The organism is Microbacterium sp. LWO12-1.2, from assembly GCF_040675875.1.
Classification (GTDB): domain Bacteria; phylum Actinomycetota; class Actinomycetes; order Actinomycetales; family Microbacteriaceae; genus Microbacterium.
This window is the reverse complement of the sequence record NZ_JBEGII010000001.1, coordinates 2,179,831-2,202,274: the sequence shown is the minus strand read 5'-3', so window position 1 is coordinate 2,202,274 and position 22,444 is coordinate 2,179,831. Positions and strand designations below refer to the sequence as shown.

The 22,444-nt window shown below is 67.3% G+C and carries 25 protein-coding genes; 20 read left to right on the top strand and 5 right to left on the bottom strand.

Going from position 1 to position 22,444, the window contains the following annotated elements; translation table 11 throughout:
• The first annotated feature begins 38 nt into the window (after window positions 1-38).
• The 7 genes from nusG (at window position 39) to MRBLWO12_RS10540 (ending at window position 5,419) form a co-directional block, all read left to right on the top strand.
• Complete coding sequence (gene nusG / locus MRBLWO12_RS10570) at window positions 39-1,082, top strand: transcription termination/antitermination protein NusG (RefSeq protein ID WP_363555250.1); 1,044 nt, start codon at window positions 39-41, stop codon at window positions 1,080-1,082.
• A gap of 325 nt (window positions 1,083-1,407) precedes the next feature.
• Window positions 1,408-1,839 (top strand): 50S ribosomal protein L11, encoded by a 432-nt coding sequence (rplK, locus tag MRBLWO12_RS10565; RefSeq protein ID WP_363555248.1) that lies wholly within the window; start codon window positions 1,408-1,410, stop codon window positions 1,837-1,839.
• Window positions 1,840-1,850: 11 nt separating this feature from the next.
• Entirely contained in the window at window positions 1,851-2,540 is a 690-nt protein-coding gene (gene rplA, locus MRBLWO12_RS10560) for a 50S ribosomal protein L1 (protein ID WP_141871010.1), read from the top strand.
• A gap of 222 nt (window positions 2,541-2,762) precedes the next feature.
• Window positions 2,763-3,581 carry an amino acid ABC transporter substrate-binding protein gene (locus tag MRBLWO12_RS10555; protein WP_363555245.1) on the top strand — a complete coding sequence of 273 codons (819 nt, stop codon included), beginning with the start codon at window positions 2,763-2,765 and terminating at the stop codon, window positions 3,579-3,581.
• Between the two features lie 3 nt (window positions 3,582-3,584).
• Window positions 3,585-4,247 carry an amino acid ABC transporter permease gene (locus tag MRBLWO12_RS10550; RefSeq protein ID WP_363555243.1) on the top strand — a complete coding sequence of 221 codons (663 nt, stop codon included), beginning with the start codon at window positions 3,585-3,587 and terminating at the stop codon, window positions 4,245-4,247.
• Window positions 4,234-5,016 (top strand): amino acid ABC transporter ATP-binding protein, encoded by a 783-nt coding sequence (locus MRBLWO12_RS10545; RefSeq protein WP_363555241.1) that lies wholly within the window; start codon window positions 4,234-4,236, stop codon window positions 5,014-5,016. The genes MRBLWO12_RS10550 and MRBLWO12_RS10545 overlap by 14 nt, the downstream gene beginning before the upstream one ends.
• A 49-nt stretch (window positions 5,017-5,065) precedes the next feature.
• Window positions 5,066-5,419 carry an iron chaperone gene (locus MRBLWO12_RS10540; RefSeq protein WP_363555239.1) on the top strand — a complete coding sequence of 118 codons (354 nt, stop codon included), beginning with the start codon at window positions 5,066-5,068 and terminating at the stop codon, window positions 5,417-5,419.
• Between the two features lie 6 nt (window positions 5,420-5,425).
• Here the strand turns inward: MRBLWO12_RS10540 and MRBLWO12_RS10535 are convergent, their stop codons facing one another.
• On the bottom strand, window positions 5,426-6,088 hold the full coding sequence (locus tag MRBLWO12_RS10535; protein ID WP_363555237.1) for a LysE/ArgO family amino acid transporter: 663 nt from the start codon (window positions 6,086-6,088) through the stop codon (window positions 5,426-5,428).
• Window positions 6,089-6,158: 70 nt separating this feature from the next.
• Between MRBLWO12_RS10535 and MRBLWO12_RS10530 the strand changes: the two genes are divergently transcribed.
• The gene (locus tag MRBLWO12_RS10530; protein ID WP_363555235.1) at window positions 6,159-7,037 is read left to right on the top strand and encodes a LysR family transcriptional regulator ArgP; all 879 of its coding nucleotides are present in this window, start codon (window positions 6,159-6,161) and stop codon (window positions 7,035-7,037) included.
• 5 nt (window positions 7,038-7,042) lie between these two features.
• On the opposite strand, the gene MRBLWO12_RS10525 is transcribed toward MRBLWO12_RS10530, so the two are convergent.
• Both MRBLWO12_RS10525 and MRBLWO12_RS10520 read right to left on the bottom strand, forming a co-directional pair.
• Complete coding sequence (locus MRBLWO12_RS10525; RefSeq protein ID WP_363555233.1) at window positions 7,043-7,516, bottom strand: MarR family winged helix-turn-helix transcriptional regulator; 474 nt, start codon at window positions 7,514-7,516, stop codon at window positions 7,043-7,045.
• The gene (locus tag MRBLWO12_RS10520) at window positions 7,503-9,212 is read right to left on the bottom strand and encodes an MDR family MFS transporter (RefSeq protein ID WP_363555231.1); all 1,710 of its coding nucleotides are present in this window, start codon (window positions 9,210-9,212) and stop codon (window positions 7,503-7,505) included. The genes MRBLWO12_RS10525 and MRBLWO12_RS10520 overlap by 14 nt, the downstream gene beginning before the upstream one ends.
• 283 nt (window positions 9,213-9,495) lie before the next feature.
• Here MRBLWO12_RS10520 and MRBLWO12_RS10515 point away from each other — a divergent pair, with 283 nt between their 5' ends.
• Genes MRBLWO12_RS10515 through MRBLWO12_RS10495 form a run of 5 tightly spaced genes read left to right on the top strand, consistent with a single transcriptional unit; the run spans window position 9,496 to window position 12,687 of the window.
• A complete protein-coding gene (locus MRBLWO12_RS10515) occupies window positions 9,496-10,125 on the top strand; it encodes a SipW-dependent-type signal peptide-containing protein (protein ID WP_363555229.1) in 630 nt (209 codons plus the stop codon).
• A 7-nt stretch (window positions 10,126-10,132) separates the two neighbouring features.
• Window positions 10,133-10,759 (top strand): SipW-dependent-type signal peptide-containing protein, encoded by a 627-nt coding sequence (locus tag MRBLWO12_RS10510; protein ID WP_363555227.1) that lies wholly within the window; start codon window positions 10,133-10,135, stop codon window positions 10,757-10,759.
• 37 nt (window positions 10,760-10,796) lie between these two features.
• On the top strand, window positions 10,797-11,471 hold the full coding sequence (locus tag MRBLWO12_RS10505) for a signal peptidase I (RefSeq protein ID WP_363555225.1): 675 nt from the start codon (window positions 10,797-10,799) through the stop codon (window positions 11,469-11,471).
• Entirely contained in the window at window positions 11,468-12,115 is a 648-nt protein-coding gene (locus MRBLWO12_RS10500) for a hypothetical protein (RefSeq protein WP_363555223.1), read from the top strand. Before MRBLWO12_RS10505 ends, MRBLWO12_RS10500 begins: the two co-directional genes overlap by 4 nt.
• Window positions 12,112-12,687 (top strand): hypothetical protein, encoded by a 576-nt coding sequence (locus MRBLWO12_RS10495; RefSeq protein WP_363555221.1) that lies wholly within the window; start codon window positions 12,112-12,114, stop codon window positions 12,685-12,687. The genes MRBLWO12_RS10500 and MRBLWO12_RS10495 overlap by 4 nt, the downstream gene beginning before the upstream one ends.
• A gap of 37 nt (window positions 12,688-12,724) precedes the next feature.
• Here MRBLWO12_RS10495 and MRBLWO12_RS10490 read toward each other — a convergent pair whose 3' ends face one another.
• A complete protein-coding gene (locus tag MRBLWO12_RS10490) occupies window positions 12,725-13,420 on the bottom strand; it encodes a YqaJ viral recombinase family protein (RefSeq protein WP_363555219.1) in 696 nt (231 codons plus the stop codon).
• Between the two features lie 297 nt (window positions 13,421-13,717).
• Between MRBLWO12_RS10490 and MRBLWO12_RS10485 the strand changes: the two genes are divergently transcribed.
• The 3 genes from MRBLWO12_RS10485 to rplL all read left to right on the top strand — a co-directional run bounded on the left by MRBLWO12_RS10485 (window position 13,718) and on the right by rplL (window position 15,982).
• Window positions 13,718-14,764, top strand: coding sequence for a hypothetical protein (locus tag MRBLWO12_RS10485; RefSeq protein WP_363555217.1), 1,047 nt, complete (start codon window positions 13,718-13,720; stop codon window positions 14,762-14,764).
• A gap of 303 nt (window positions 14,765-15,067) precedes the next feature.
• Window positions 15,068-15,556, top strand: coding sequence for a 50S ribosomal protein L10 (rplJ, locus tag MRBLWO12_RS10480; protein ID WP_141871026.1), 489 nt, complete (start codon window positions 15,068-15,070; stop codon window positions 15,554-15,556).
• Window positions 15,557-15,604: 48 nt separating this feature from the next.
• A complete protein-coding gene (gene rplL / locus MRBLWO12_RS10475; RefSeq protein WP_141871027.1) occupies window positions 15,605-15,982 on the top strand; it encodes a 50S ribosomal protein L7/L12 in 378 nt (125 codons plus the stop codon).
• 109 nt (window positions 15,983-16,091) lie between these two features.
• Here rplL and MRBLWO12_RS10470 read toward each other — a convergent pair whose 3' ends face one another.
• Window positions 16,092-17,096 carry a LacI family DNA-binding transcriptional regulator gene (locus tag MRBLWO12_RS10470; protein WP_363555214.1) on the bottom strand — a complete coding sequence of 335 codons (1,005 nt, stop codon included), beginning with the start codon at window positions 17,094-17,096 and terminating at the stop codon, window positions 16,092-16,094.
• Window positions 17,097-17,385: 289 nt separating this feature from the next.
• On the opposite strand from MRBLWO12_RS10470, the gene MRBLWO12_RS10465 reads away from it, so the two are divergent.
• The 4 genes from MRBLWO12_RS10465 (at window position 17,386) to MRBLWO12_RS10450 (ending at window position 22,384) form a co-directional block, all read left to right on the top strand.
• Window positions 17,386-18,699: an ABC transporter substrate-binding protein gene (locus tag MRBLWO12_RS10465; RefSeq protein WP_363555212.1), complete on the top strand. Its 1,314-nt coding sequence runs from the start codon at window positions 17,386-17,388 to the stop codon at window positions 18,697-18,699.
• Between the two features lie 108 nt (window positions 18,700-18,807).
• Window positions 18,808-19,947, top strand: coding sequence for a carbohydrate ABC transporter permease (locus tag MRBLWO12_RS10460; protein ID WP_363555210.1), 1,140 nt, complete (start codon window positions 18,808-18,810; stop codon window positions 19,945-19,947).
• Complete coding sequence (locus MRBLWO12_RS10455) at window positions 19,947-20,912, top strand: carbohydrate ABC transporter permease (protein ID WP_363555208.1); 966 nt, start codon at window positions 19,947-19,949, stop codon at window positions 20,910-20,912. The genes MRBLWO12_RS10460 and MRBLWO12_RS10455 overlap by 1 nt, the downstream gene beginning before the upstream one ends.
• Before the next feature lie 95 nt (window positions 20,913-21,007).
• The gene (locus MRBLWO12_RS10450; RefSeq protein WP_363555206.1) at window positions 21,008-22,384 is read left to right on the top strand and encodes a cystathionine beta-synthase; all 1,377 of its coding nucleotides are present in this window, start codon (window positions 21,008-21,010) and stop codon (window positions 22,382-22,384) included.
• Window positions 22,385-22,444 lie beyond the last annotated feature (60 nt).

Sequence of the window (22,444 nt, the reverse complement as noted above, 5' to 3'; positions counted from 1 at the left end):
GCCCGCGGCTCGCGCCGCAGCTATGGAGAAGAAGAAACGTGTCTGAACGATATTCCGACGACGCCGACTGGGCGACCGCGGCTGAGCAGTCCAGCGAGGAAGACGAGGCCCAGGAGGGCAACGTCCTCGCCGCAGAGGAACTCTCGGTCACCGCGGCAGAGCACGTCGCCCTGCACATCGAGGATGTGGACGGCGAAGAAGAAGACACTGACACCGATGGCGACATCGTCGTCGAAGACCCGGAGGCGGACGCGATCGTGAACGACGCTCTCAACCTGGACGAAGCGGCCGAGTCTGAGGCAGCCGCTGAGGTCCTGAACGACGCTGTGGCCGAAGAGACGGCTGACCAGGAGGCCGCTGCGGCCGACGAGGTCACCCCCTACGACGGTCCCGACCTCGGTGCCGATGACGAGCAGGCCGACGAGGACTCCTCCGATGAGGACGACGAGGACGCGGAGGAGGACCCGTACGAGGCCTTCCGCATGGACCTCCGCATGCTCCCGGGCAAGTGGTACGTCATCCACTCCTACGCCGGTTTCGAGCGCAAGGTCAAGGCGAACATCGAGCAGCGCAAGTCGACGCTCGAGGTCGAGGACGAGATCTACCAGATCGAGGTCCCGATGGAGGACGTCGTCGAGATCAAGAACGGCCAGCGCAAGATGGTCACCCGTGTGCGCATCCCGGGCTACGTGCTCGTGCGCATGGAGCTCACGGAAGACACCTGGTCGGTCGTGCGTCACACCCCCGGTGTCACCGGCTTCGTGGGCAACGCCCACAACCCGACGCCGCTGCGTTTCGAAGAGGCCTTCAACATGCTGAAGTCCCTCGTCGAGGTCAAGGACCTCCCCACCGCGAAGAACATCGCATCGAAGGGTGGCGTGGCCGTGGCCCGTCCGCTCCCGGCCGAGGTCGACTTCGAGGTCGGCGAGACCATCACGATCAAGGAAGGCTCGTTCGCGGGTCTGCCCGGTTCGATCAGCGAGATCAAGCCGGAGAGCGGCAAGCTCACCGTGCTCGTCTCCCTGTTCGAGCGCGAGACCCCGGTCGAGCTCTCGTTCGACCAGGTCACCAAGATGATCTGACACCCACTTCACGAGAACGGCCGTCCCTTCCGGGGCGGCCGTTCTCGCGTGTGGGGGCGGGTACACCTGCACGATCAGGGGACGGATGCACGGCGCATCCGCTCGTTCGGGTGTGCATCCGTCCATCGATCGTGCATCTGTGCCGTGGGCCTGGGGATGGCAGGGGCACCCGGGTCTGGGCGGGGTCGCCGGGTGGGCCGGGATCAGGTAGACTTACGTGGTTTGTGTGCCGCTTCGGCGCGCGCACAGACGACCACGGTCCGGAGATGCCGGATCTGTGGGAGAAGCGGATGCTCCGGCATCCGATTCGATGAAAGGAAAGAGAATGGCACCGAAGAAGAAGGTGACCGGCCTGATCAAGCTTCAGATCAACGCCGGTGCAGCCAACCCGGCGCCGCCGATCGGCCCCGCGCTCGGTCAGCATGGCGTCAACATCATGGAGTTCTGCAAGGCGTACAACGCCGCGACCGAGTCGCAGCGCGGCAACGTCATCCCCGTCGAGATCACCGTCTACGAGGACCGCAGCTTCACCTTCGTCCTGAAGACCCCGCCGGCGGCGGAGCTCATCAAGAAGGCCGCAGGCGTGGCCAAGGGCTCTGCGACCCCGCACACGGTCAAGGTCGCGAAGATCACCAAGGACCAGGTCCGTCAGATCGCCGAGACCAAGCAGGCCGACCTGAACGCGAACGACCTCGAGGCCGCCTCGAAGATCATCGCCGGCACCGCCCGTTCCATGGGCATCACGGTCGAGGGCTGAGGAGAATAATCATGGCTACGAAGTCCAAGGCTTACAAGGCTGCCGTCGAGAAGATCGAGGCAGACCGTTTCTACACTCCCGCTGAGGCTGTCGCCCTGGCGAAGGAGACCGGCTCGGCGAAGTTCGACTCGACCGTCGAGGTCGCGCTGAAGCTCGCCGTCGATCCCCGCAAGGCAGACCAGATGGTGCGCGGCACCGTCATCCTGCCCCACGGAACCGGCAAGACCGCCCGCGTCATCGTGTTCGCCACCGGCCCCGCGGCCGAGGCAGCGATCGCCGCAGGTGCAGATGAGGTCGGCGGCGCCGAGCTCATCGAGAAGGTCGCCGCAGGCTGGACCGCGTTCGACGCGGCCGTCTCCACCCCTGAGCTCATGGGCCAGGTCGGTCGTCTCGGAAAGGTCCTGGGTCCGCGTGGCCTGATGCCGAACCCGAAGACCGGTACCGTGACCCCGAACACGGCCAAGGCCGTCGAGGAGATCAAGGGCGGAAAGATCGAGTTCCGCGTCGACAAGCACGCCAACGTGCACTTCGTCGTGGGCAAGGCCTCCTTCACCACCGAGCAGCTGAACGAGAACATCGACGCCGCTCTCGAGGAGATCGTCCGCCTCAAGCCGTCGAGCTCCAAGGGCCGCTACATCCAGAAGGGTGCGGTGTCGACCACGTTCGGCCCCGGCATCCCGCTGGACGTCAACGCCATCTGACGCTTCGACGCGGTTCCTGAGCCTGTCGAAGGGCAGCGACCCAGTCGCAGAGGAATGCCCCCGGGTCCGCCCGGGGGCATTTCTGCATTCACGGTGGAGGGGATGCTGAAACTCGGCGTCATGCGATGCGCGGTCGCGGCCGGGCACGCATACTGTGAATGAGTTCCTTTGACACCGCGCGCCACAGCACTCGCGCACACTGCACCCCAGGAGGGTCCGCCCATGTCTCGTCGCTTCATCGCCGTCACGGCTCTCGTCCTCACCGCCGCGGCTCTCACCGCCTGCAGCGGCACCAGCGCCCCCGAGTCGACGGGCGGCAGCGACAGCTCCGCGTCGTCCGACTTCGGCCTCGTCACCGACGGCACGCTCACGGTCGCGACCGAGGGCACCTACCGCCCGTTCAGCTTCCACGACGACGGCGGCAGCGGCGAGCTGACCGGGTTCGACGTCGAGATCATCCAGGCGGTCGCTGACAAACTCGACCTCGAGGTGAAGTTCGAGGAGACGCAGTGGGACGCGATCTTCGCGGGCCTCGACGCCGGCCGCTTCGACGTGATCGCGAACCAGGTCACCATCAACGACGAGCGTGAAGCCGCGTACCTCTTCAGCGCCCCGTACACCGTGTCGCCCGGCGTGATCGTGGTCGCGGACGATGACGACTCGATCACCTCGTTCGCCGACCTCGACGGCAAGACCACGGCGCAGTCGCTGACCAGCAACTGGAACGACCTCGCCGAGGAGTCCGGTGCGAAGGTCCAGGGCGTCGAGGGATGGGCGCAGGCTGTCACGCTGCTCCGCCAGGGCCGTGTCGATGCGACCATCAACGACAAGCTCACCTTCCTCGACTACGAGAAGACGGATGGCCCGACGGGCCTGAAGATCGCCGCTGAGACCGAGGATGCCGGCAAGCAGGCTTTCGTGTTCACCAAGGACAAGCAGAGCCTGGTCGACGCCGTCGATGGCGCTCTCGAGGAGCTGCGCGCGGACGGCACCCTGGCCGAGATCAGCGAGAAGTACTTCGGCGCTGACGTCACCGAGTAGCCGATGTCGCCCTGGGAGCTCTTCCTCGCCTCGATCGGACCGATCGCCTTCGGTGGGCTGATCGGCACCATCCCGCTGGCGCTGAGCTCGTTCGCGCTGGGCCTCCTGATCGCGCTCGGGGTCGCGCTCATGCGCATCTCGACGCGGTCCATCGTGTCCGGCATCGCGCGCGTCTACATCTCGATCATCCGCGGTACGCCGCTGCTGGTGCAGCTGTTCGTGATCTTCTACGGGCTCCCGTCCATCGGGGTCACGATCGACCCGTGGCCGTGCGCGATCATCGCGTTCTCGCTGAACGTCGGTGGATATGCGGCTGAGGTCATCCGCGCCGCGATCATCTCGGTCCCGCAGGGGCAGTGGGAGGCCGCGTACACGGTCGGGATGGGCCGCACCCGCACGTTGACCCGCGTCATCCTGCCCCAGGCTGCGCGCGTCTCGGTGCCGCCCCTGTCGAACACGTTCATCTCGCTCGTCAAGGACACCTCGTTGGCGTCGCTGATCCTGGTGACCGAGCTGTTCAAGGTGTCGCAGCAGATCGCGGCATCCACCTATCAGTTCATGGTCGTCTACCTGACGGCGGCGCTGGTGTACTGGGTGTTCTGCCTGGTGCTGTCGACCGGCCAGAGCTTCTTGGAGAGGAGGCTGGACAGCCGTGTCGCGAACTAGCCCCGCAGAACCCCTGCTCACCGCTCGCGGACTGTACAAGAGCTTCGGCTCGAACGAGGTGCTGCGCGGCATCGATCTGACGCTGCATCGCGGCGAGGTCGTCGTGCTCATCGGTCCCAGCGGTTCGGGGAAGACCACCGTGCTCCGTTCGCTCAACGGGCTGGAGACGCCGGATGCCGGCCGGATCTCGGTCGACGGCGGCCCGGAGATCGATTTCGCGACCCGTCCGTCGCAGACGGACCGCTTCGCCCTGCGCGACCGCTCGGCGATGGTGTTCCAGCATCACAACCTCTTCCCGCACTTCACCGTGCTCGAGAACGTGATCGAGGGGCCGTGGCGCGTGCAGCGCCGCCCGAAGGACGAGGTCGTCGCCGAGGCGCTGGCGTTGCTCGAACGCGTCGGCTTGAGCGACAAGGCGGATGCTCGTCCGCACCAGCTCTCCGGCGGCCAGCAGCAGCGCGTCGGCATCGTCCGTGCGCTCGCGCTGAAGCCGGACCTGCTGCTGTTCGACGAGCCGACCAGCGCGCTCGACCCCGAGCTCGTGGGCGACGTGCTCGTCGTCATCAAGGAGCTGGCCGACGAGGGTTGGACCATGGCGGTCGTCACGCACGAGTTGAGCTTCGCCCGCGAGGCCGCCGACCACGTGCTGTTCATGGACGGCGGTGTGGTGGTCGAGCAGGGGACGCCGGAGCAGGTCTTCACGGCGCCGCAGCACGAGCGCACGCAGCGCTTCCTCACTCGCCTCCTCCGCCCCCTCGACGGGATCTAGACCGCGCCCTCGGTGGCACGGCATCCGGCCGAGGTGGCAGGATGCCGGGATGGGCACCATCGACGAGTACGTGGCCGAGCTCGCACCGGCGGATCGTGACAGCATCCAGCGTGTGTACGCCCTCGCGAGCGCTCTGGCGCCCGAGGCGGAACAGGGCAAGGGGTACGGCATGCCGGCCCTGGTCTACCGGGGCAAGCCGTTGCTCTCGGTGATGCGTGCCCAGAAGCACATCGGGGTCTACCCGTTCAGCCCCGCGGCGGTCGCGGCGGTCGCCGGTATCCTGGCGGACCACCCGGGGATCGGTCTCGACAAGGGCACGATCCGGTTCCAGCCGGAGCATCCTCTGCCCGAGGGCGCCATCGAGGCACTGGTGCAGGCGCGCATGGCGCAGATCGACGGCTGAGCGCGTTCACGCGGCCAGGACAGGCAGCACCAGGCTCACGGCGATCGCGATCATCACGACCGCGATCACCGCGTCGAGGATGCGCCACGACAGCGGCGTCCGTAGCCAGCGACCCAGGTAGCGCGCACCGAATCCGAGCGCGGTGAACCACAGGATGCTCGCGGCCACCGCTCCTGCAGCAAACAGCCAGCGGTCCTCACCGTGCGTCGCGGCGATCGAGCCGAGCATCAGCACTGTGTCGAGATACACGTGCGGGTTGAGCCACGTGAGGGCCAGAACCGTGAGGATCACCGGGGCCAGGGGAGTGCGCGTGCGCGTCCGGGTGAGTGTGCTGCCAGGGGCCTGCGTGGCAGGCTCCTCCTCGTTCTCGACCTGCAGAGCCTCGCCGGTTCCTGTCCACGCGCGACGGGCGGCCAGCACGCCGTAGACCAGCAGGAATACGGCGCCCGCCCAGCGCGCGAGGACCACGAGCCAGGGGGCGGTGGAGATCACGTACCCGAGCCCGGCGACGCCGGCGATGATCAGCAGCGCGTCGGACACCGCGCAGATGATGACGACCGCGAGCACGTGCTCTCGACGGATGCCCTGTCGGAGCACGAAGACATTCTGTGCGCCGATGGCGACGATGAGCGAGAGGCCCAGGCCGAGGCCTGCGAGAACCGAGAGCATGTCTCCAGAGTAGAAAGAGGCAATCATCAACACCAGCGAGGATTTCTACAGAACCATTAGCATCGCTGATGTGAGGATCGATCCGGAACTGGCAGCCACCGTCGCGGCGGTCGCTGACGAAGGCACGCTCGACGCGGCCTCCCGCCTGCTGCGCATCACCCCTTCGGCGGTGAGTCAGCGGCTCAAGACGCTCGAGCAGCAGCTCGGCCGCATCCTCATCGTGCGCAGCAAGCCGGCGAGGCTGACGGAGGCGGGAGAAGCCGTCGTGCGACTGGCCCGCCAGATCGCGCTCCTGGAGCACGATGCTCTCGCAGGCGTCGGGCTCGACGACGAGAACGGCGCTCGGCGCATCACCGTGCCGCTGGCCGTGAACGCCGATTCGATGGCGACATGGTTCCTCGCCCCGCTCGCACGGCTGTCGGCCCAGCACGATATCGACTTCGACCTGCACCGCGACGATCAGAACTTCACCGCGCGGCTGCTCGAGTCGGGCACCGTGATGGCGGCCGTGACGAGCGAGAGCGTGGCGGTCGCCGGATGCTCGGTCACCCCGCTCGGCGTGCTCGAGTACGAAGCGGTCGCTGCACCCGCCTTCGCCGACCGTTGGTTCCCGCACGGGGCGACCGCCGATGCCCTGGCACAGGCGCCCTTCGTCGACTTCGACCGGCGCGACACGTTGCAGCACGAATGGCTGCGCGAGCGGGGCGTGGCTCATCAGGAGGTGCCGCGCCACTACGTTCCGGCATCGCACGACTATGCGCTCGCGGTCGAGCTCGGGCTCGGATGGGGGATGCTGCCGTTCCCGCAGGGCTCCGCCGGTCTCGTGCGACTCGGAGGCCCGTCGGTGCGGACCGCGCTGTACTGGCAGCAGTGGAACCTGCGCTCCGCCCTGCTCGACACCATCGCCGCCGAGGTGGCCGCGGAGGCGCGCAGGATCCTGCGCCCCTAGCCCCGCTACTCGGGCGTCACGCCGGACGCGAGAGCGTGCAGCAAGCGGGTGAGGTTGCCGATGTCGGTGAGGCTCCAGTCGTGGAGAGTGCTCATCAGCATCCCCTCCTGGGGGGCGCGAGCCGCGGCGAGCCGGTCGGTGCCGAGCGGGGTCAGTCGCAGCAGTGACGAGCGGCCGTCGCTCGGGTCGGGTGATCTCTCGATGAGCGCGAGTTCTTCCAGCTCGCGGACCGTGCGGCTCACCTGTCCTTTGTCCATCAGCATCCGCTCGGCCAGCGCTGAGGCCGTCACCTGCTCGCATCGTGCGATCGTGGTGAGTGCCTTGTAGGCGCCGGGGAGCATGCCGGGGCTCACGCGGTTGGCGTTCTCCATGATGAGCCTGCGGAAGTGGGTGATCAGCTCACCGAACTCCGCCTCGAGGGCGCGGACCGCAGCGGCCCGCGCCTCGGGGGAGTCGGTGGTGTGCTCAGCGGCGGTCATCGCTCGGAGCCGTCGTGATCGTTCCGGTCGGTGCCCCGGAGAGAGCAGTGGCGTCGGCGATCGCGATATCGGCCGCCTCGTCGACCGTGCCGCCGGGCTCTCCAGTGCTCGTGCCGGATTCGGCCTTCGCCGCATCGGCCCGGGCCCGCTCGCTCGTGGTCATGGTCGTGAGCGGACGGTTCGGCAGGAACAGGATCGCGACCAGACTGATCACCGCGAGCGGGATGCCGATCAGGAACGCGTGCGAGATCGCCTGGGCGTAGAAGTCCTCGATGATCGACCGCACGGGCTCAGGAAGCAGCCGGACCTCGGGGATCGTGCCGCTGGAGAGCTGCGCGGCGACATCCGCTCCCTTGGCGCCGAGCTCGGCGATCGCCGCCCCGATGCGCTCCTTGCCGTCCGCGAACAGCGACGTGAGCGAGTTCGCCAGCACGGCGCCCATGGCCGAGACGCCGATGGTGCCGCCGAGGCTGCGGAAGAAGGTGACTCCCGAGCTCGCGACGCCCATCTCGCTCGGCCTCGCCACGTTCTGCACGATGAGCACCAGGTTCTGCATCGTCATGCCGACGCCGGCGCCGGTGAGGAACATGTACAGCGAGACGAGCACGAAGTCGGTGTCGTAGTGCAGGGTCGACAGCAGCGCGGAACCGGCGATCAGCAGCACGGAGCCGAGGATTAGGTACCCCTTCCACTTGCCGAAGCGGGTCACCAGCTGGCCGACCACCATCGAGGAGATCAGCAACCCGGCCATCATCGGCAGCGTCATCAGACCTGCCTCGGTCGGGGAGGCGCCGCGCGACAGCTGCATGTACTGCGCCAGGTACACCGAGGTGCCGAACATCGCCACCCCGATGGAGATCGAGGCGATGACCGAGAGCGTGAAGGTGCGCCCGCGGAACAGCGAGAGCGGGATGAGCGGCTCGCGCACCTTGATCTCGACGATGATGAAGACGATCGTCGCGACGATCGCGCCACCGACCATGAGGATGGTCTCGATGCCCCACCAGTCGAAGGTCGATCCGGCGTTGGTGATCCAGATGAGCAGCAGGGATACGGCGGTCGAGAGCAGCACGATCCCGGCGTAGTCGATCGAGGCCTTGCGGGTGCGCTCGGTGCTGATGTGCAGGGTCTTCTGCAGGATGATCAGCGCGGCGATCGCGAACGGCAGCGCGACGAAGAAGTTCCAGCGCCAGTTCGCAGCATCCGTGATCCATCCGCCCAGCAGCGGTCCGCCGACAGTGGCGACGGCCATCACGGCGCCGAAGAGGCCCATGTAGCGCCCGCGCTCGCGCGGGCTGATGATGTCGGCCATGATGACCTGGCCGAGGGCCGCGAGGCCACCGCCGCCGATGCCCTGGACCGCGCGGAACGCGATCAGGGTGCTCGTGTCCTGCGCGAAGCCGGCAGCTGCCGTGGCCCCGACGAAGATGACGATGGCGAGCTGGATCAGCAGCTTGCGGTTGAACAGGTCGGCGAGCTTGCCCCAGATCGGCGTCGAGATGGCCGTGGTGAGCAGGGTGGCCGTGATGACCCAGGTGTAGGCGGCCTGGTCGCCGCCCAGGTCATGCACGATGACCGGCATCGAGGTCGAGACCACCGTCGTGGCGATCATCGAGACGAACATGCCGAGCAGGAGCCCGGTGAGGGCCTCGAGCACCTGGCGATGCGTCATCGTGACGGGGGAATCCGTGGTCATACGGGACCTTTCATGTGAGTCGCAGGGTGTGGCGGCGACAGCTCTGGCGCCCGGAAGATAGTTGAACTTCGTCAACCATACGTATCTGGTTGATATTCGTCAACCATCTCTGTGATGAGGTTGTGATCTCCTGCGCGCAATGAGTGCTCTTCCTGCGCGGAATCGCCTTGTCGTCTGGGATTTGTCTCGCGAGTATTGAGTACGGCTGTACACGCAGGTCTCTGAGGGGCGACCATTCCCAGGCGTTTCGCACGGTCGATGGATTCCTGAGGGGGAATTGACCATGGTCACAAAGCAGAATCAGCGCAAGGTGCTCGCGGTGCTCGCAGGCGGCCTCGTTCTCGGAGTCGGCGTCGCTGCCGTGCTCGCCGCGTGGAACGACTCCGAGTTCGCAACGGGCACGTTCACCGCCGGCACGTTCAACCTCGAGGGGTCGAGCACCGGCAACGCGAACTACAGCGACCACAACGTGGATGACGGCGACACCGCGGCCACTCTCGCCTTCACTCTTCCGACCGGTGTGGTCGACAGCATGGCGCCGGGCGATTCCGTCTATGCCGGCTTCTGGGTGCGTCTCGCTGCGGGGACGACCACCGGCGCTGATCTCGTCGCTGATGGGACCACCGCGGATGCGGCCGGCAGCTCGAACTCCGAGCACCTCTCGTACGCGATCTATCAGCTCGCACCGGGCGCGACGTGCAACGCCGCATCCGCGACCGGCACGCCGATCGCGACGGGAGCCACGCTCGACGTGCAGACCGGCACGACGACCGTCGCGCTTCTCGAAGGAGCAGACGTGTCGACGGCAGGAGCTGCAGTGCAGCTGTGCTTCGCGGTGACCGCCGATGCGAACCTGGAGCAAGGCCTCGCCACGACGGCGACGTGGAAGTTCACGGCGACCTCGACGAACTGAGCCCACCATGAACACCCGCCGACACGTGCGGGAGGCGAAGCGCAACCGCTCCCGCCGCATACGGGCCCTCCTCGCTGGCGGACTCGTGCTCGGCATCGGCGCGAGTGCGACTCTCGCTGCCTGGAACGACTCGGAGTACGGATCCGCGACCTTCACCGCCGGGCGCTTCGACATCGTGGGTGCGGCTGACGGAACGACCTTCACCAGTCATGCGACCACGGGAGCGGCTGCGGCGCTGACGTTCGCCGCAGCCCCGTCGTTGATGGTTCCAGGAGCGACGACGTATGCGCTGTTCAGCGTCAAGACAGCGAATCCCTCGGTGGCGGGGAACCTGCAGTGGAACGCGGTGACGCCGGCGACCACCGGACTCGCCGTCTACCTGCGATACGGGGTGCGGACGATCCCCGCGGCGACCGCCTGCAACTCCACCAGCTATGCCGCGGGGACATCGGTGGTTCCCGACGTCTCCGCGCTCACCACGAACGGCACCGCAACCCAGGCGGTGTCGGCCGACGGCGGATCCACCGTGAACTACTGCATCGCGGTGACACTCCAGGCAGCGGCTGACAACACCGTGCAGGGTGCCAGCACCACGCTCACGTGGCAGGTGCTCGGTACGGCGGCTGCCCCATGAGCGAGATGCTCCAGACGAACGGGACGAGGGGACCGAGATGACGATGCCGACGACGAGACGGAGTCTGCGGGAGCAGTCCGCCTCGACCGACGCGCCCATCGACGCGCCTCCTGTGTCTGTCCCGCGTCGTCGCCCGGGGCGGGTCATCGCCGATGTGCTGCTCTGGCTCGCGGCTGTGGGAGGGGTGGTCTGCATCGTGCTGGTGGTGCTCGCCTTCACCGCGCAGATCACCCTGATCATGTTCCGCACCGGCTCGATGTCGCCCACGATCCCCGCGGGTTCGGTCGCCGTCGTGCAGCGCGTCCCGGCGGCCGACATCGCGATCGGCGACGTCGTGACCGTCGACCGGGTGGATGAGCTCCCGATCACGCACCGCGTCACCTCCGTGGAGTCCGGCGCGACGGCCGACGAGCGCATCATCACGATGCGTGGAGATGCAAACGCGGATGACGATCCGTTCCCGTACGCCGTGACGTCGGTGCGCATCGTGCTGTTCTCGATCCCCGGCATCGCGACGGTGATCGTCGGGATGGGGAACCCGTACGTACTCGGCGGGCTCACCCTCGGGGCGACGGCGCTGGTCGTCTGGGCGTTCTGGCCCCGTGCTGAACGGGCTGAACGGGCTGAACGGGCTGAACGGGCCGAACGGTCGGAACGGTCTGAACGGTCCGAGCGGTCCGAGAGGCACCGGAGAAGCGACGACAGCCCATGATGATCAGAAGTCGGCCCGTCGCCTTGCTCTCCGCGCTCGCCGTCGGGAGTGGGCTCGTCACGCCGACCGCAGCATGGGCTGCGCCCACCACGCAGGTGATCCAGGGCGAGGTGCTCCGTCTCGTGTCGGTCGCCGATTGGGAGGCGGCATCCCGCCTGCTGCCGGGCGAGCCGGTGCAGTGGGACGTCGCGATCAGTGCGGATGCCCCCGACCCCGGCACCGTCCGCATCGCGGTGAGCGCGGCCGGAGACGCGCCGCTGACCCTCGACGCCACACTCTGCATGAGGGAGTGGGAGAACGCCGGCTGCCCCGGCGGCGCGACCGCGCTGCGCACGGCGTGGAGCATCCCGCGTGACGGCGCCGAGATCGCGCTCGCCGAGATCGCCGACACCGAGGTCGCGCACCTCCGGCTCGCCATCACCCTGAGCACGCACGACGAGGGCGGCACCACCGACATCCGCGTGCACGCGCACGGTGCGGGCGAGTCGGCGGTGGTCGGACCAGGGGGAGGGCTCGCGACGACCGGACTCTCGCCCATCGTGCCGTTGGCGTTCGGTGCCGGTGCGCTGCTCGTGGCCACCGGTGTCGTGCTGCTCCTCGACCGTCGCCGGCGCGCGCCGCGCGAGAAGGAGGATGCCCGATGACGCGGGGTACGGGGCGTCGGATGCTCGCCGGTGCTGCCGGGTTGGCGCTGTTGCTCGGCCTCGTCGTGGCACCGCCCGTACAGGACACCGAGGCGGCCTTCACCGATGTCGAGTACGCCGGGGCGACGGTCACCGCTTTGGCGCTGCTGCCGCCGGCGGTCGAGCCGTTGCCGGGCGGGCTGACCTGTCCGAACCCTCTGAGCACGCTCCTCGGCGGAACCGCGTTGACCATCAAGTGGCGCTGGCCCACCACGCCGACCGGCTACCCGGCCACGACCGCGCTCAACGTGTACCTCACCGCAGCGGCCGATGGCTCGGGAGGGTCGATCGTCGCGCCGGGGACGGCGACTGCGGGGGTGTACACCACCGCGGTGAGCAAGGGTGTGCTCGACGGGCTCCTGGGTGGCTTGGGGTTCCTGCTCGGCGGCGGGCAGTACGTCATCTACTTCGGCACGTCGTGGGTCACGGCCGGAGGTGTCACGTGGCGGTCGCCGACCAAGGTGAAGATCACCGTGACGTACGCCGCTCTTCTCGCGGGTGGGGCGACGACATGCACGTTCGCCGCTGCGTAGCGGTTTATCGCGGGTGCCCGCCCGCAGACGCTCGGCGTCAGTCGGCCAGAGCCAGGGCGCGGAACGCGTCGCGCTCGCGCAGGTGCTCGCGCCGACTCGCGGCCGCGGCAGTTGTGGCATCCGCGATCCGCGAGGACGGCGGCTGCTGCCCGGTGGTGCGGCGGTAGAGCTCGTCGATGAGGTCGGTCGCGAGGCCGACCAGCTTCGCGATCTCCTTGTCGTCGCGGTCGATCCACACGCAGCGGGGCTCGTCGTGGATCGGGGCGAAGTCGACGTGCTCCTCCCAGACGAACAGGGTGCGCTCGGCGCCGAGCACGTGCTGCTGCCACCAGATCTGGCGAAGGTAGGTGCGAGGGATGCCGCGGAACGCCTTGTTCGTCGTCTTGATCTCGGCGAGCTTGACCCGGCCGTCGGCATCGACAGCGATGCCGTCGGGAGTGGCGAGGTGACGGTGCTCGACCTCGGCGCGGAACAGCGCCGATGAGGGGAGGATGCCATGGGTCGCGGCCACCCACGCGGCGATCTCGGGCTCGCGGCGCCGACCGTGGTCGGTGTAGGCGTTGCCGCCGAACCGGGGGCCTCCGCCGAGCTTGGCATCGGCAGCGCGTGCGATGGAACGCTCACTGGTGAGTCCGGCGACGTCGGTCGCGGTGATGCCTCGGGACCGTGCTCGCAGCCACGCCACCCGGTCGCGGGAGTCCGCGACGATGCGTGCGGCGAGGTCCTGATTCACTCCTCGAGCCTAACTCCGCCCACGGACCTCGCTCCCCCCACACGCCGCCTTCCCCGCATCCCGCCCGGCTCCGGCTTGCTGTGTCGCCGAGTGCATCCGCGTCTCGCCCAGACCCATCACGCCTGCCCGGGCCCATCGCCGGCGACGTCGCGCACGATGGGTTCCGGCGCGGCTGGTGGGTCTGGGCGAGGCGGCTGCGTGCGCACTCTTACTGCACGACACGCGTTTCGGATCCGTTGCCCACCGGACGCACATCTGTCCGCGCGAGCTACCGGCAGGTGTGGTCAGGATGGTCGGATGCCGAGAGCCATCACGATCGAGAATGCGAAGCGGATGCTCCGCTCGTGGACGCAGCTGCGCGAGTCCGGATCGACAGATCGCGAGGTGATGGGCGCGGTCGCGTCCGGCGAGCTGATCCGGATCCGGCGCGGCTGGTATGTCGACGCCGCAGCCTGGCAAGGGCTCTGGAACGAGGGGCGGCATCTTCTGGCGGTCGTCGCCGTGCACCACGACTCGTCCTACGCGGCACCACCCTTCTGCTTCGAGTCGGCGGCTGTCATCCACGGACTGCCGCTCTATCGTTCGGCGCCGGCCGTGGTGCACACGCTCGTCGGAGACACCAGTCATAGCCGAGCTCGAGCGGGCGCCGCCCGACATGCATTGCGTATCGCGCCCGACGACGTGGTCGAGGTGAATGGCCTGCGCTGTACCTCGGTGGAGCGCACCGTCCTCGACCTCGCGCAGCGGATGACGCCCGAGGCCGCAGTCGCCAGCGCAGATGCGGCGCTGCGTCGCTTCGCCGTGCACGAGCAACATCAGGATGAAGCGCGTGCGGCCGCGTGGCGCGACAGGCTGCTCGAACGAGCTGCGGGTATATCCACTCGCGGCATCCGTCGCGCTCGGCGAGTGATCGCTTTCGCCGATGGCAGGGCCCAGCTGCCTGGAGAGAGCGTGAGTCGGTTGCAACTGCACCGTCTCGGCTTCACGGGTGTCGGACTGCAGACTCACGTGGTCGGCCCTGACGGCGAGGACTACTGGACGGACTTCGTGTTTCCGAAAGCGCGTGTGTTCGGCGAGTTCGACGGGCTCGGAAAGTACCTCGACGACGAGACGCGGCGGGCGTTCAATGGACGAGATCCTCCTCGCGGAGAAGCGGAGGGAGGACGCGATTCGTGGTGTCACCGGCTGGCGCATCGTGCGCTGGGAATCGTCACACATCGTCTCCGCAGAACGTCTCGGGGCACGCTTGGCATCCTTCGGCATCCGCCCCTGACTCCAGACCCACCGTTCCTGCCGAGACCCATCAGCGAACACGTCGGCGCCGATGGGTCTCGACGAGAGTGATGGGCTTCGGCGGAGGCGGGGAGGGAGCAGGGCTTCGGGGGAGTGCGGCACTCGGCGATGAGAAGGAGCGCGCGCTGATTTGGGGGACGGGAGCGGGTGGGGTACTCTGGTCACAACCGAAGACCGCTGGTCATCGTCGTGCGCGCAAGTGCACGGAGATTGAAACTCTGCATCGCAGGGGCCCGCGCAGGTGTCACGAACTTCTGAAGCTCCGTGCGCTTGCGCCGGAGCTTTTTCTTTTGCAGGCGGTCGGGGTTGGTGCCTCACCACCGTGGGGCGCCTCGTACACACCAAGGAGTGACCATGGCGCAGAAGGATGCATCGGTTGCCGAGCTCACGAAGTCATTCGAGAACTCGTCCGCCGTTCTGCTGACCGAGTACCGCGGTCTGACGGTTGCCCAGCTCAAGGAGCTGCGCAACAGCATCCGTCAGGACGCTGAGTACGCCGTGGTGAAGAACACGCTGACCAAGATCGCCGCCAACAAGGCCGGCATCACTGCGCTGGATGACGACCTCAAGGGTCCGTCGGCTGTCGCTTTCGTGCACGGTGACTTCGTCGCCACTGCCAAGGCTCTTCGTGACTTCGCCAAGGCCAACCCGCTTCTCGTGATCAAGGCCGGCATCTTCGAGGGCAACGCCCTCTCTGCCGACGAGGTCAACAAGTACGCCGCGCTCGAGAGCCGTGAGGTTCTGCTGGCGAAGGCTGCGGGCATGATGAAGGCGACGATGGGCAAGGCTGCGGCCACCATCGATGCTCTTCGCGAAAAGCTGGAGACCGCAGAAGCCGCGTAAGCGACCTGCGATCTCGTCTACTAACCCCATCTATCTAGGAGATACATCATGGCTAAGCTCACCACTGAGGAGCTGCTCGAGCAGTTCGCCGGCCTGACCCTCGTCGAGCTCAACGACTTCGTCAAGGCGTTCGAGGAGAAGTTCGAGGTCACCGCTGCTGCCCCCGTCGCCGTTGCCGGCGCAGGTGGAGGCGCCGCGGAAGAGGTCGAGGAGAAGGATTCCTTCGACGTCGTCCTCGAGGCTGCTGGAGACAAGAAGATCCAGGTCATCAAGACGGTCCGCGAGCTCACCTCGCTCGGCCTCGGCGAGGCCAAGGCTGTCGTCGACGGTGCTCCGAAGGCTGTGCTCGAGGGCGCAACCAAGGAAGCCGCCGAGAAGGCAAAGGCTGCTCTCGAAGAGGCAGGCGCCACGGTTACCCTCAAGTAATCGTCTCCGGGTCGACGCGTCCAACGCATCGGCCCGGCGTCTCATCGCTTCACCGAAGGCCCCGGGTTCGCCCGGGGCCTTCGTGCGTCTCCGGCGCCGATGCTCGCGGTCAGCGCGGCGGCGCCGTGGAGCTGCGCACCACGAGAGCGGATGCCGCCGCGACATGCTCGAGTGCTGCATCGGGTTCTTTCATCCGCAGAGTCAGCAGTCGCACCGCCTCGTGCCCCTGTTCGCGGGGCGACTGCCCGATCGTCGTGAGGGCGAACATCTCGGCATGCTCGTGGTCGTCGATGCCGACCACGCTGAGCTCGGTCGGCACCGCGATCCCCAGGCGTCGTGCGGCGATCACGGCACCGATTGCGGCTTCATCGCACACGCCGACGATCGCGGTCGGGCGTCGTCGACGGTCGCCCAGCAGCCCGGCCGCTGCCGTGTATCCGCCCGGCATGGTCGGGGTCGCGCCGGCGACCCTCGCGTGTGCCGAGAGCCCCGCCGTATGCAGGGCGCCGTGGTACCCGTCGAGCCGTCTCGCGTCGCCGAAGCTCAGCTCGCCGGAATCCGTCGAGCCCCCGACGAAGGCGATGTCCCTGTGGCCGAGTTCGATGAGGTGCTCGGTCGCGATGCGGGCCGCAGCGGTGTCATCGATCGAGATCGAGCTGGAACCAGCGCTGTACGGGCCCACGCTCACCAGAGGGCGTCCGGTTCTCTGCAGCCGTTCGAGTTCGCGGGCGCTCGGCTGGATGCCCACGGCGATGATGCCGTCGAAGCGTCGGCGGGGGAGGACGCTCTCGAAGAGGCGCTCCCTGGTCTCGGACCCCTCGGGGACGCCGTAGAGCGAGAGGTCGTAGTCCAGCGCGAACAGCGATTCCTGGATGCCGGCGAGCAGCTCGGCGAAGAACCAGCGATCGACGGGCGGCATGACGATGCCGACGGTCTGCGTGCGGCCGGTGGCGAGACTCGTCGCAGAGGAGTGCGCGACGTAGGCGAGTGCGTCCGCCGCGTCCACGACCCGAAGGCGCGTCTCCTCCGACACGTAACCACGTCCGCTGAGCGCGCGGCTCGCTGTCGCCTTAGACACGCCTGCTCGCGCGGCGACGTCCGCGATCGTGCTCATCGGTCCTCCTCGACCAGGCGACGCCTGCGCGTCCTGCGATGCGCCGAAGGCAGCTCGCGGATGTCATGGTAGCCGTTCCAGGCTCCGAAAGGAACCGGTTCCACATGATCGACGCGGGAGCGCTCCCATTTGCGGAGCAGCCATCCCTCGAAAGGTTGCGAGCTTGTGATACTTCCCCATTGTGCGCGGGTGTGGAAGGCCAGTAGGTTTACCTGGAATCGGTTCCCGAACGACGCCGGGGGTGGCGTCGGACGAGGTAGGGGCCGTGAACTCGAAGAGGAGAATTCACATGGGTCTTTCGCAGCGTTCCAGGCGGCTCGCGCCGCTCGCTCTGCTGGGGGTCGCGGGTATCGCGATCGCAGGTTGCGGTGCTCCCGGTGCCGCACCGGGCGACGGCGGCGGGGGTGAAGACGCCACTGTGACCATCTACGGCACCATCGTCGACGACGAGGCGAAGCTCCTCCAGGAGTCCTGGTCGGACTGGGCCGACGAGAACGGCATCACCATCAAGTACGAGGGCAGCCAGGACTTCGAGACGCAGCTCGGCACGCGAGCGCAGGGTGGGAACCCGCCGGACATCGCGATCTTCCCGCAGCCCGGCCTGCTCAAGGACTTCGCAGACCGCGAGTACCTCAAGCCCGCGCCGGAAGAGGTCGAGAAGAACGCCAACGAGTACTGGACCGAAGACTGGGTGAACTACGGCACCGTCGGCGACACCTTCTACGGCGCACCGCTGATGGCCAACGTCAAGGGGTGGATCTGGTACTCCCCGACGAAGTTCGCGGAGTGGGGCGTCGAGGTGCCCACCACTCTCGACGAGCTCAACACGCTCACCGCGACCATCCAGAGCACGAGCGGAGCCGCGCCGTGGTGCGCCGGGTTCGAGTCCGGCACCGCTACCGGCTGGCCGGGAACGGACTGGATCGAGGACTACGTGCTGCGCCAGTCGGGCACCGAGGTCTACGACCAGTGGGTCGCCAACGAGGTCCCCTTCACCGACCCGCAGATCAAGACCGCGTTCGACTCCGTCGGCGAGATCCTGCTCAACCCGGACTACGTCAACGCCGGCTTCGGCGACGTGCGCTCGATCAACTCGACCGCATTCGGCGACGTGGCCCCGGCTCTGGCCAATGGCGACTGCGCGCTGACGCACCAGGCGTCGTTCCTCTCGGGCTTCTACCCCGAGGGCACGAACATCGCCGAGGACGGCGATGTCTGGGCCTTCATGCTCCCGGGTGAGACCGCGGGCGAGACCACCGTCACGGGTGGTGGCGAGATCGTCGGTGCGTTCAGCGACTCCGAGGCCACGCAGAAGGTGCTCGCGTACCTGTCCAGCCCGGAGTGGGCGAACAGCCGCGTCAGCCTCGGCGGCGTCACCTCGGCGAACAACGGGCTCGACCCGGAGAACGCCAAGGACCCGATCCTGCAGGAGACCATCAAGATCCTGCAGGACCCGGAGACGACGTTCCGCTTCGACGCCTCCGACCTGATGCCCGGTGCCGTCGGCGCCGGAACCTTCTGGAAGGGCATGGTCGCCTGGGTCAACGGAACCTCGACCGATGAGGTCCTGACGCAGATCGAGACCGGCTGGCCTGCCAGCTGATCGGATGAGGAGGGCCGCCCCGCGAGGGGGCGGCCCTCCTTCTCCTATCCACGGAGCGCACACAGACGTGCGCGCCGCTGATCCGCAACGCGTCATGAAGGGGATTCCGTGAACGCGACAGTATTCTTCCAATGGGTCGGTACGCTCCCGCCGATCCTGCAGGCCGTCGTCGTGGTCATCGCGTTCGCGGTGGTCGTGGCCGTCATCCTGCTCCTCGTGGATGTGGCTCCACGCAAGGGAAAGATCTACACCTGGGTGCGGCTGGCGATGTGCCTGCTCATTCCGCTCGCCGTGATGTTCTTCTTCAGCTCCTACTACTGGGCCATGGGAGTCGCCGTCGTCGTGGGCGCGCTGTTCTTCATACTCGACTATCGCTCCCGCGACGGTGTGGGATACCTGATCCAGCTGGTCGCATTCATGGCACCGGCACTGCTCCTGCTGCTCGTCGGGCTCATCCTGCCGTCGATCCAGACGATGTATGCGTCGTTCCTGAGCTCGTCCGGAAAGGACTTCGTCGGGTTCGCCAACTACCTGTGGATCTTCACGCAGTCCGACGGCATCACCTCGGTCGTCAACTCGATCATCTGGGTGCTGCTCGTGCCGACGGTGTCGACGATCGTCGGTCTCGCCTATGCGGTGTTCATCGATCGCACACGCGGAGAGAAGATCTACAAGGTCCTCGTCTTCATGCCGATGGCGATCTCGTTCGTCGGCGCCAGCATCATCTGGCGTTTCATGTACGAGTACCGCGGGCCGGAGTTCAAGCAGATCGGTCTGCTCAACCAGATCCTGGTGTGGTTCGGCGGCGAGCCGCAGCAATGGCTGCTCAACGAGCCGTTCAACAACCTGTTCCTGATCGTGGTGCTGATCTGGGTCCAGACCGGTTTCGCGATGGTCGTGCTCTCAGCGTCCATCAAGGGCGTTCCTCAGGAACTGCTCGAAGCGGCGGAGCTCGATGGAGCGAACGCTTGGGAGCGCTTCATCGCCGTCACGATCCCCTCGATCCGCCCTGCGCTGATCGTGGTGCTCACCACCATCTCGATCGCCTCGCTGAAGGTGTTCGACATCGTGCGCACGATGACTGCCGGAAACTACGGCACTTCCGTTCTCGCCAATGAGATGTACACGCAGTTCTCGAAGTTCGAGGCGGGCCGCAGCGCCGCGCTGTCGGTCATCCTGTTCATCCTCGTGCTGCCGATCGTCATCTACAACGCGAGACAGATCAAGAAGCAGCGGGAGGTGCGCTGATGAGCGACACGGTGAAGACTCAGACCGGCGCGACCAGCACGCGGGCGATCACGACCGGCGGGGGCCTTGACGGCGCCGCAGGGCGTGCGCGCAAGAAGCTGTCACGGCCGTGGGCATCCGTCGGTTCGATCCTGATCGCGGTGCTGTGGACGATTCCCACGCTCGGGCTGTTCATCTCTTCGTTCCGCCCGCGCGACCAGATCCAGTCCAGCGGATGGTGGGAGTTCTTCGCCAATCCTGAGGTGACGCTGGAGAACTACGTCGATGTGCTGCAATCGGGAACGACGCAGCTGACGATCCTCGAGTCGTTCGTCAACTCGATCGCGATCACGATTCCCGCGACCGTGATCCCGTTGATGATCGCCGCGATGGCGGCCTACGCGTTCGCGTGGATCGACTTCAAGGGACGCAACGCGCTGTTCATCTTCGTGTTCGCGCTGCAGATCGTGCCCATCCAGATGGCCCTCGTGCCGTTGCTGAGCTCGTTCTCCCGAGGGATCAACCTCTTCGGACTGCAGGTCACGCTCCCGCTCGACGCCTCGCAAGGCTACGCGCAGGTGTGGATCGCACACTCGATGTTCGCGCTGCCGCTGGCGATCTACCTTCTGCACAACTTCATGTCGGAGATCCCCGGTGAGATCATCGAGGCTGCTCGCGTCGATGGGGCATCGCGCGGACAGATCTTCTTCCGTGTCGTGCTGCCGCTGACGATGCCCGCGATCGCGTCGGTGGCGATCTTCCAGTTCCTCTGGGTCTGGAACGACCTGCTCGTCGCCCTCGTCTTCGCCGACGGGGCCGCGGCGCCGATCACGAAGCTGTTGGCCGAGATCACCGGTACCCGAGGCAACGACTGGTATCTGCTCACGGCCGGTGCCTTCGTGTCGATCATCGTTCCGCTGATCGTGTTCTTCGCACTCCAGCGATACTTCGTCCGCGGCCTGCTGGCCGGATCGACGAAGGGCTGACGCTTCGGCAGGAGCGGGAGAACCTTCGCACACGGATGCCGTGACCGGGCGCAACACAGCCCCGGTCACGGCATCCGCGCACGTACCCTGAGACCATGAAGTACGCAGACTCGATCGTCGACCTCGTCGGCAACACGCCCCTCGTGAAGCTCCACCGCGTCACCGAGGGCGTCGCGTGCACGGTTCTGGTGAAGCTGGAGTACCTGAACCCCGGTGGCTCGGCGAAGGACCGCATCGCCTCGCGCATCATCGACGCCGCGGAGGCCGCAGGCCACCTGAAGCCGGGTGGCACCATCGTGGAACCGACCAGCGGCAACACAGGGGTCGGTCTCGCGCTCGTCGCGCAGCAGCGCGGTTACAAGTGCGTCTTCGTGGTACCGGACAAGGTCGCCGAGGACAAGAACGACGTGCTGCGGGCCTACGGCGCGGAGGTCGTCGTGACACCCACATCCGTTCCGGCGGACAGTCCGGAGTCCTACTACAGCGTCAGTGACCGGCTCGCCCGCGAGATTCCCGGCGCTTTCAAGCCGAATCAGTACGAGAATCCGAACGGCCCCCGCAGCCACTACGAGACGACGGGACCCGAGATCTGGCGCGACACCGACGGCGCCGTCACGCACTTCGTCGCGGGGGTCGGCACCGGCGGCACGATCACCGGCACGGGGCGCTACCTGCGAGAGGTGTCGGACGACAGGGTGCGCATCATCGGCATCGACCCCGAGGGCAGCGTCTACAGCGGTGGCACGGGGCGTCCGTATCTGGTCGAAGGAGTCGGCGAGGACATCTGGCCGGGCACCTACGACCCGAGCGTGCCGCACGAGATCGTGGCAGTGGGGGATGCTGAGTCCTTCGCGATGACCCGTCGCCTGGCGCGCGAGGAGGGCATCCTCGTCGGCGGCTCCAGCGGCATGGCGGTCGTCGGGGCGCTGCGTATCGCACGCGGCCTCCCGGCGGATGCCGTCATGGTGGTGCTGCTGCCCGACGGCGGACGCGGGTACCTCAGCAAGATCTTCAACGACGGATGGATGCGCTCCTACGGCTTCAGCGATGTCGAGGCGGGTGAGACCGTGGCCGATGTGGTCGCGGCTCGCACGGCGCGGCAGGGCGACGGGATCCCCGACCTGGTGCACGCGCACCCGACCGACACCGTGCTCGAGGTCATCGGCATGATGACCGAGTTCGACGTGTCGCAGCTCGTCGTGCTCAGCGCCGAGCCTCCGGTCATGATGGGGGAGGTCGTCGGGACGGTCGACGAGAAGGGGCTGCTCGATCTGCTGTTCCGCGGCGAGGCCAAGCCGACCGACGCCGTCGGCTCGCACACGGGTGAGCGGTTGCCGCTGATCGGCATCCATGCCTCGATCGCCCAGGCGCGCGCTGCACTCGCCGAGGCCGATGCACTGCTGGTGACCGAGGGTGGCAAGCCGCATACGGTGCTCACCCGCCAGGACCTCCTCGCGTATCTGTCCCGCTGACGACGCATCGCCGTGAGCGGACCCGCGACGTAACAGGGGGCCACCCCCGGGGGAGGCCGG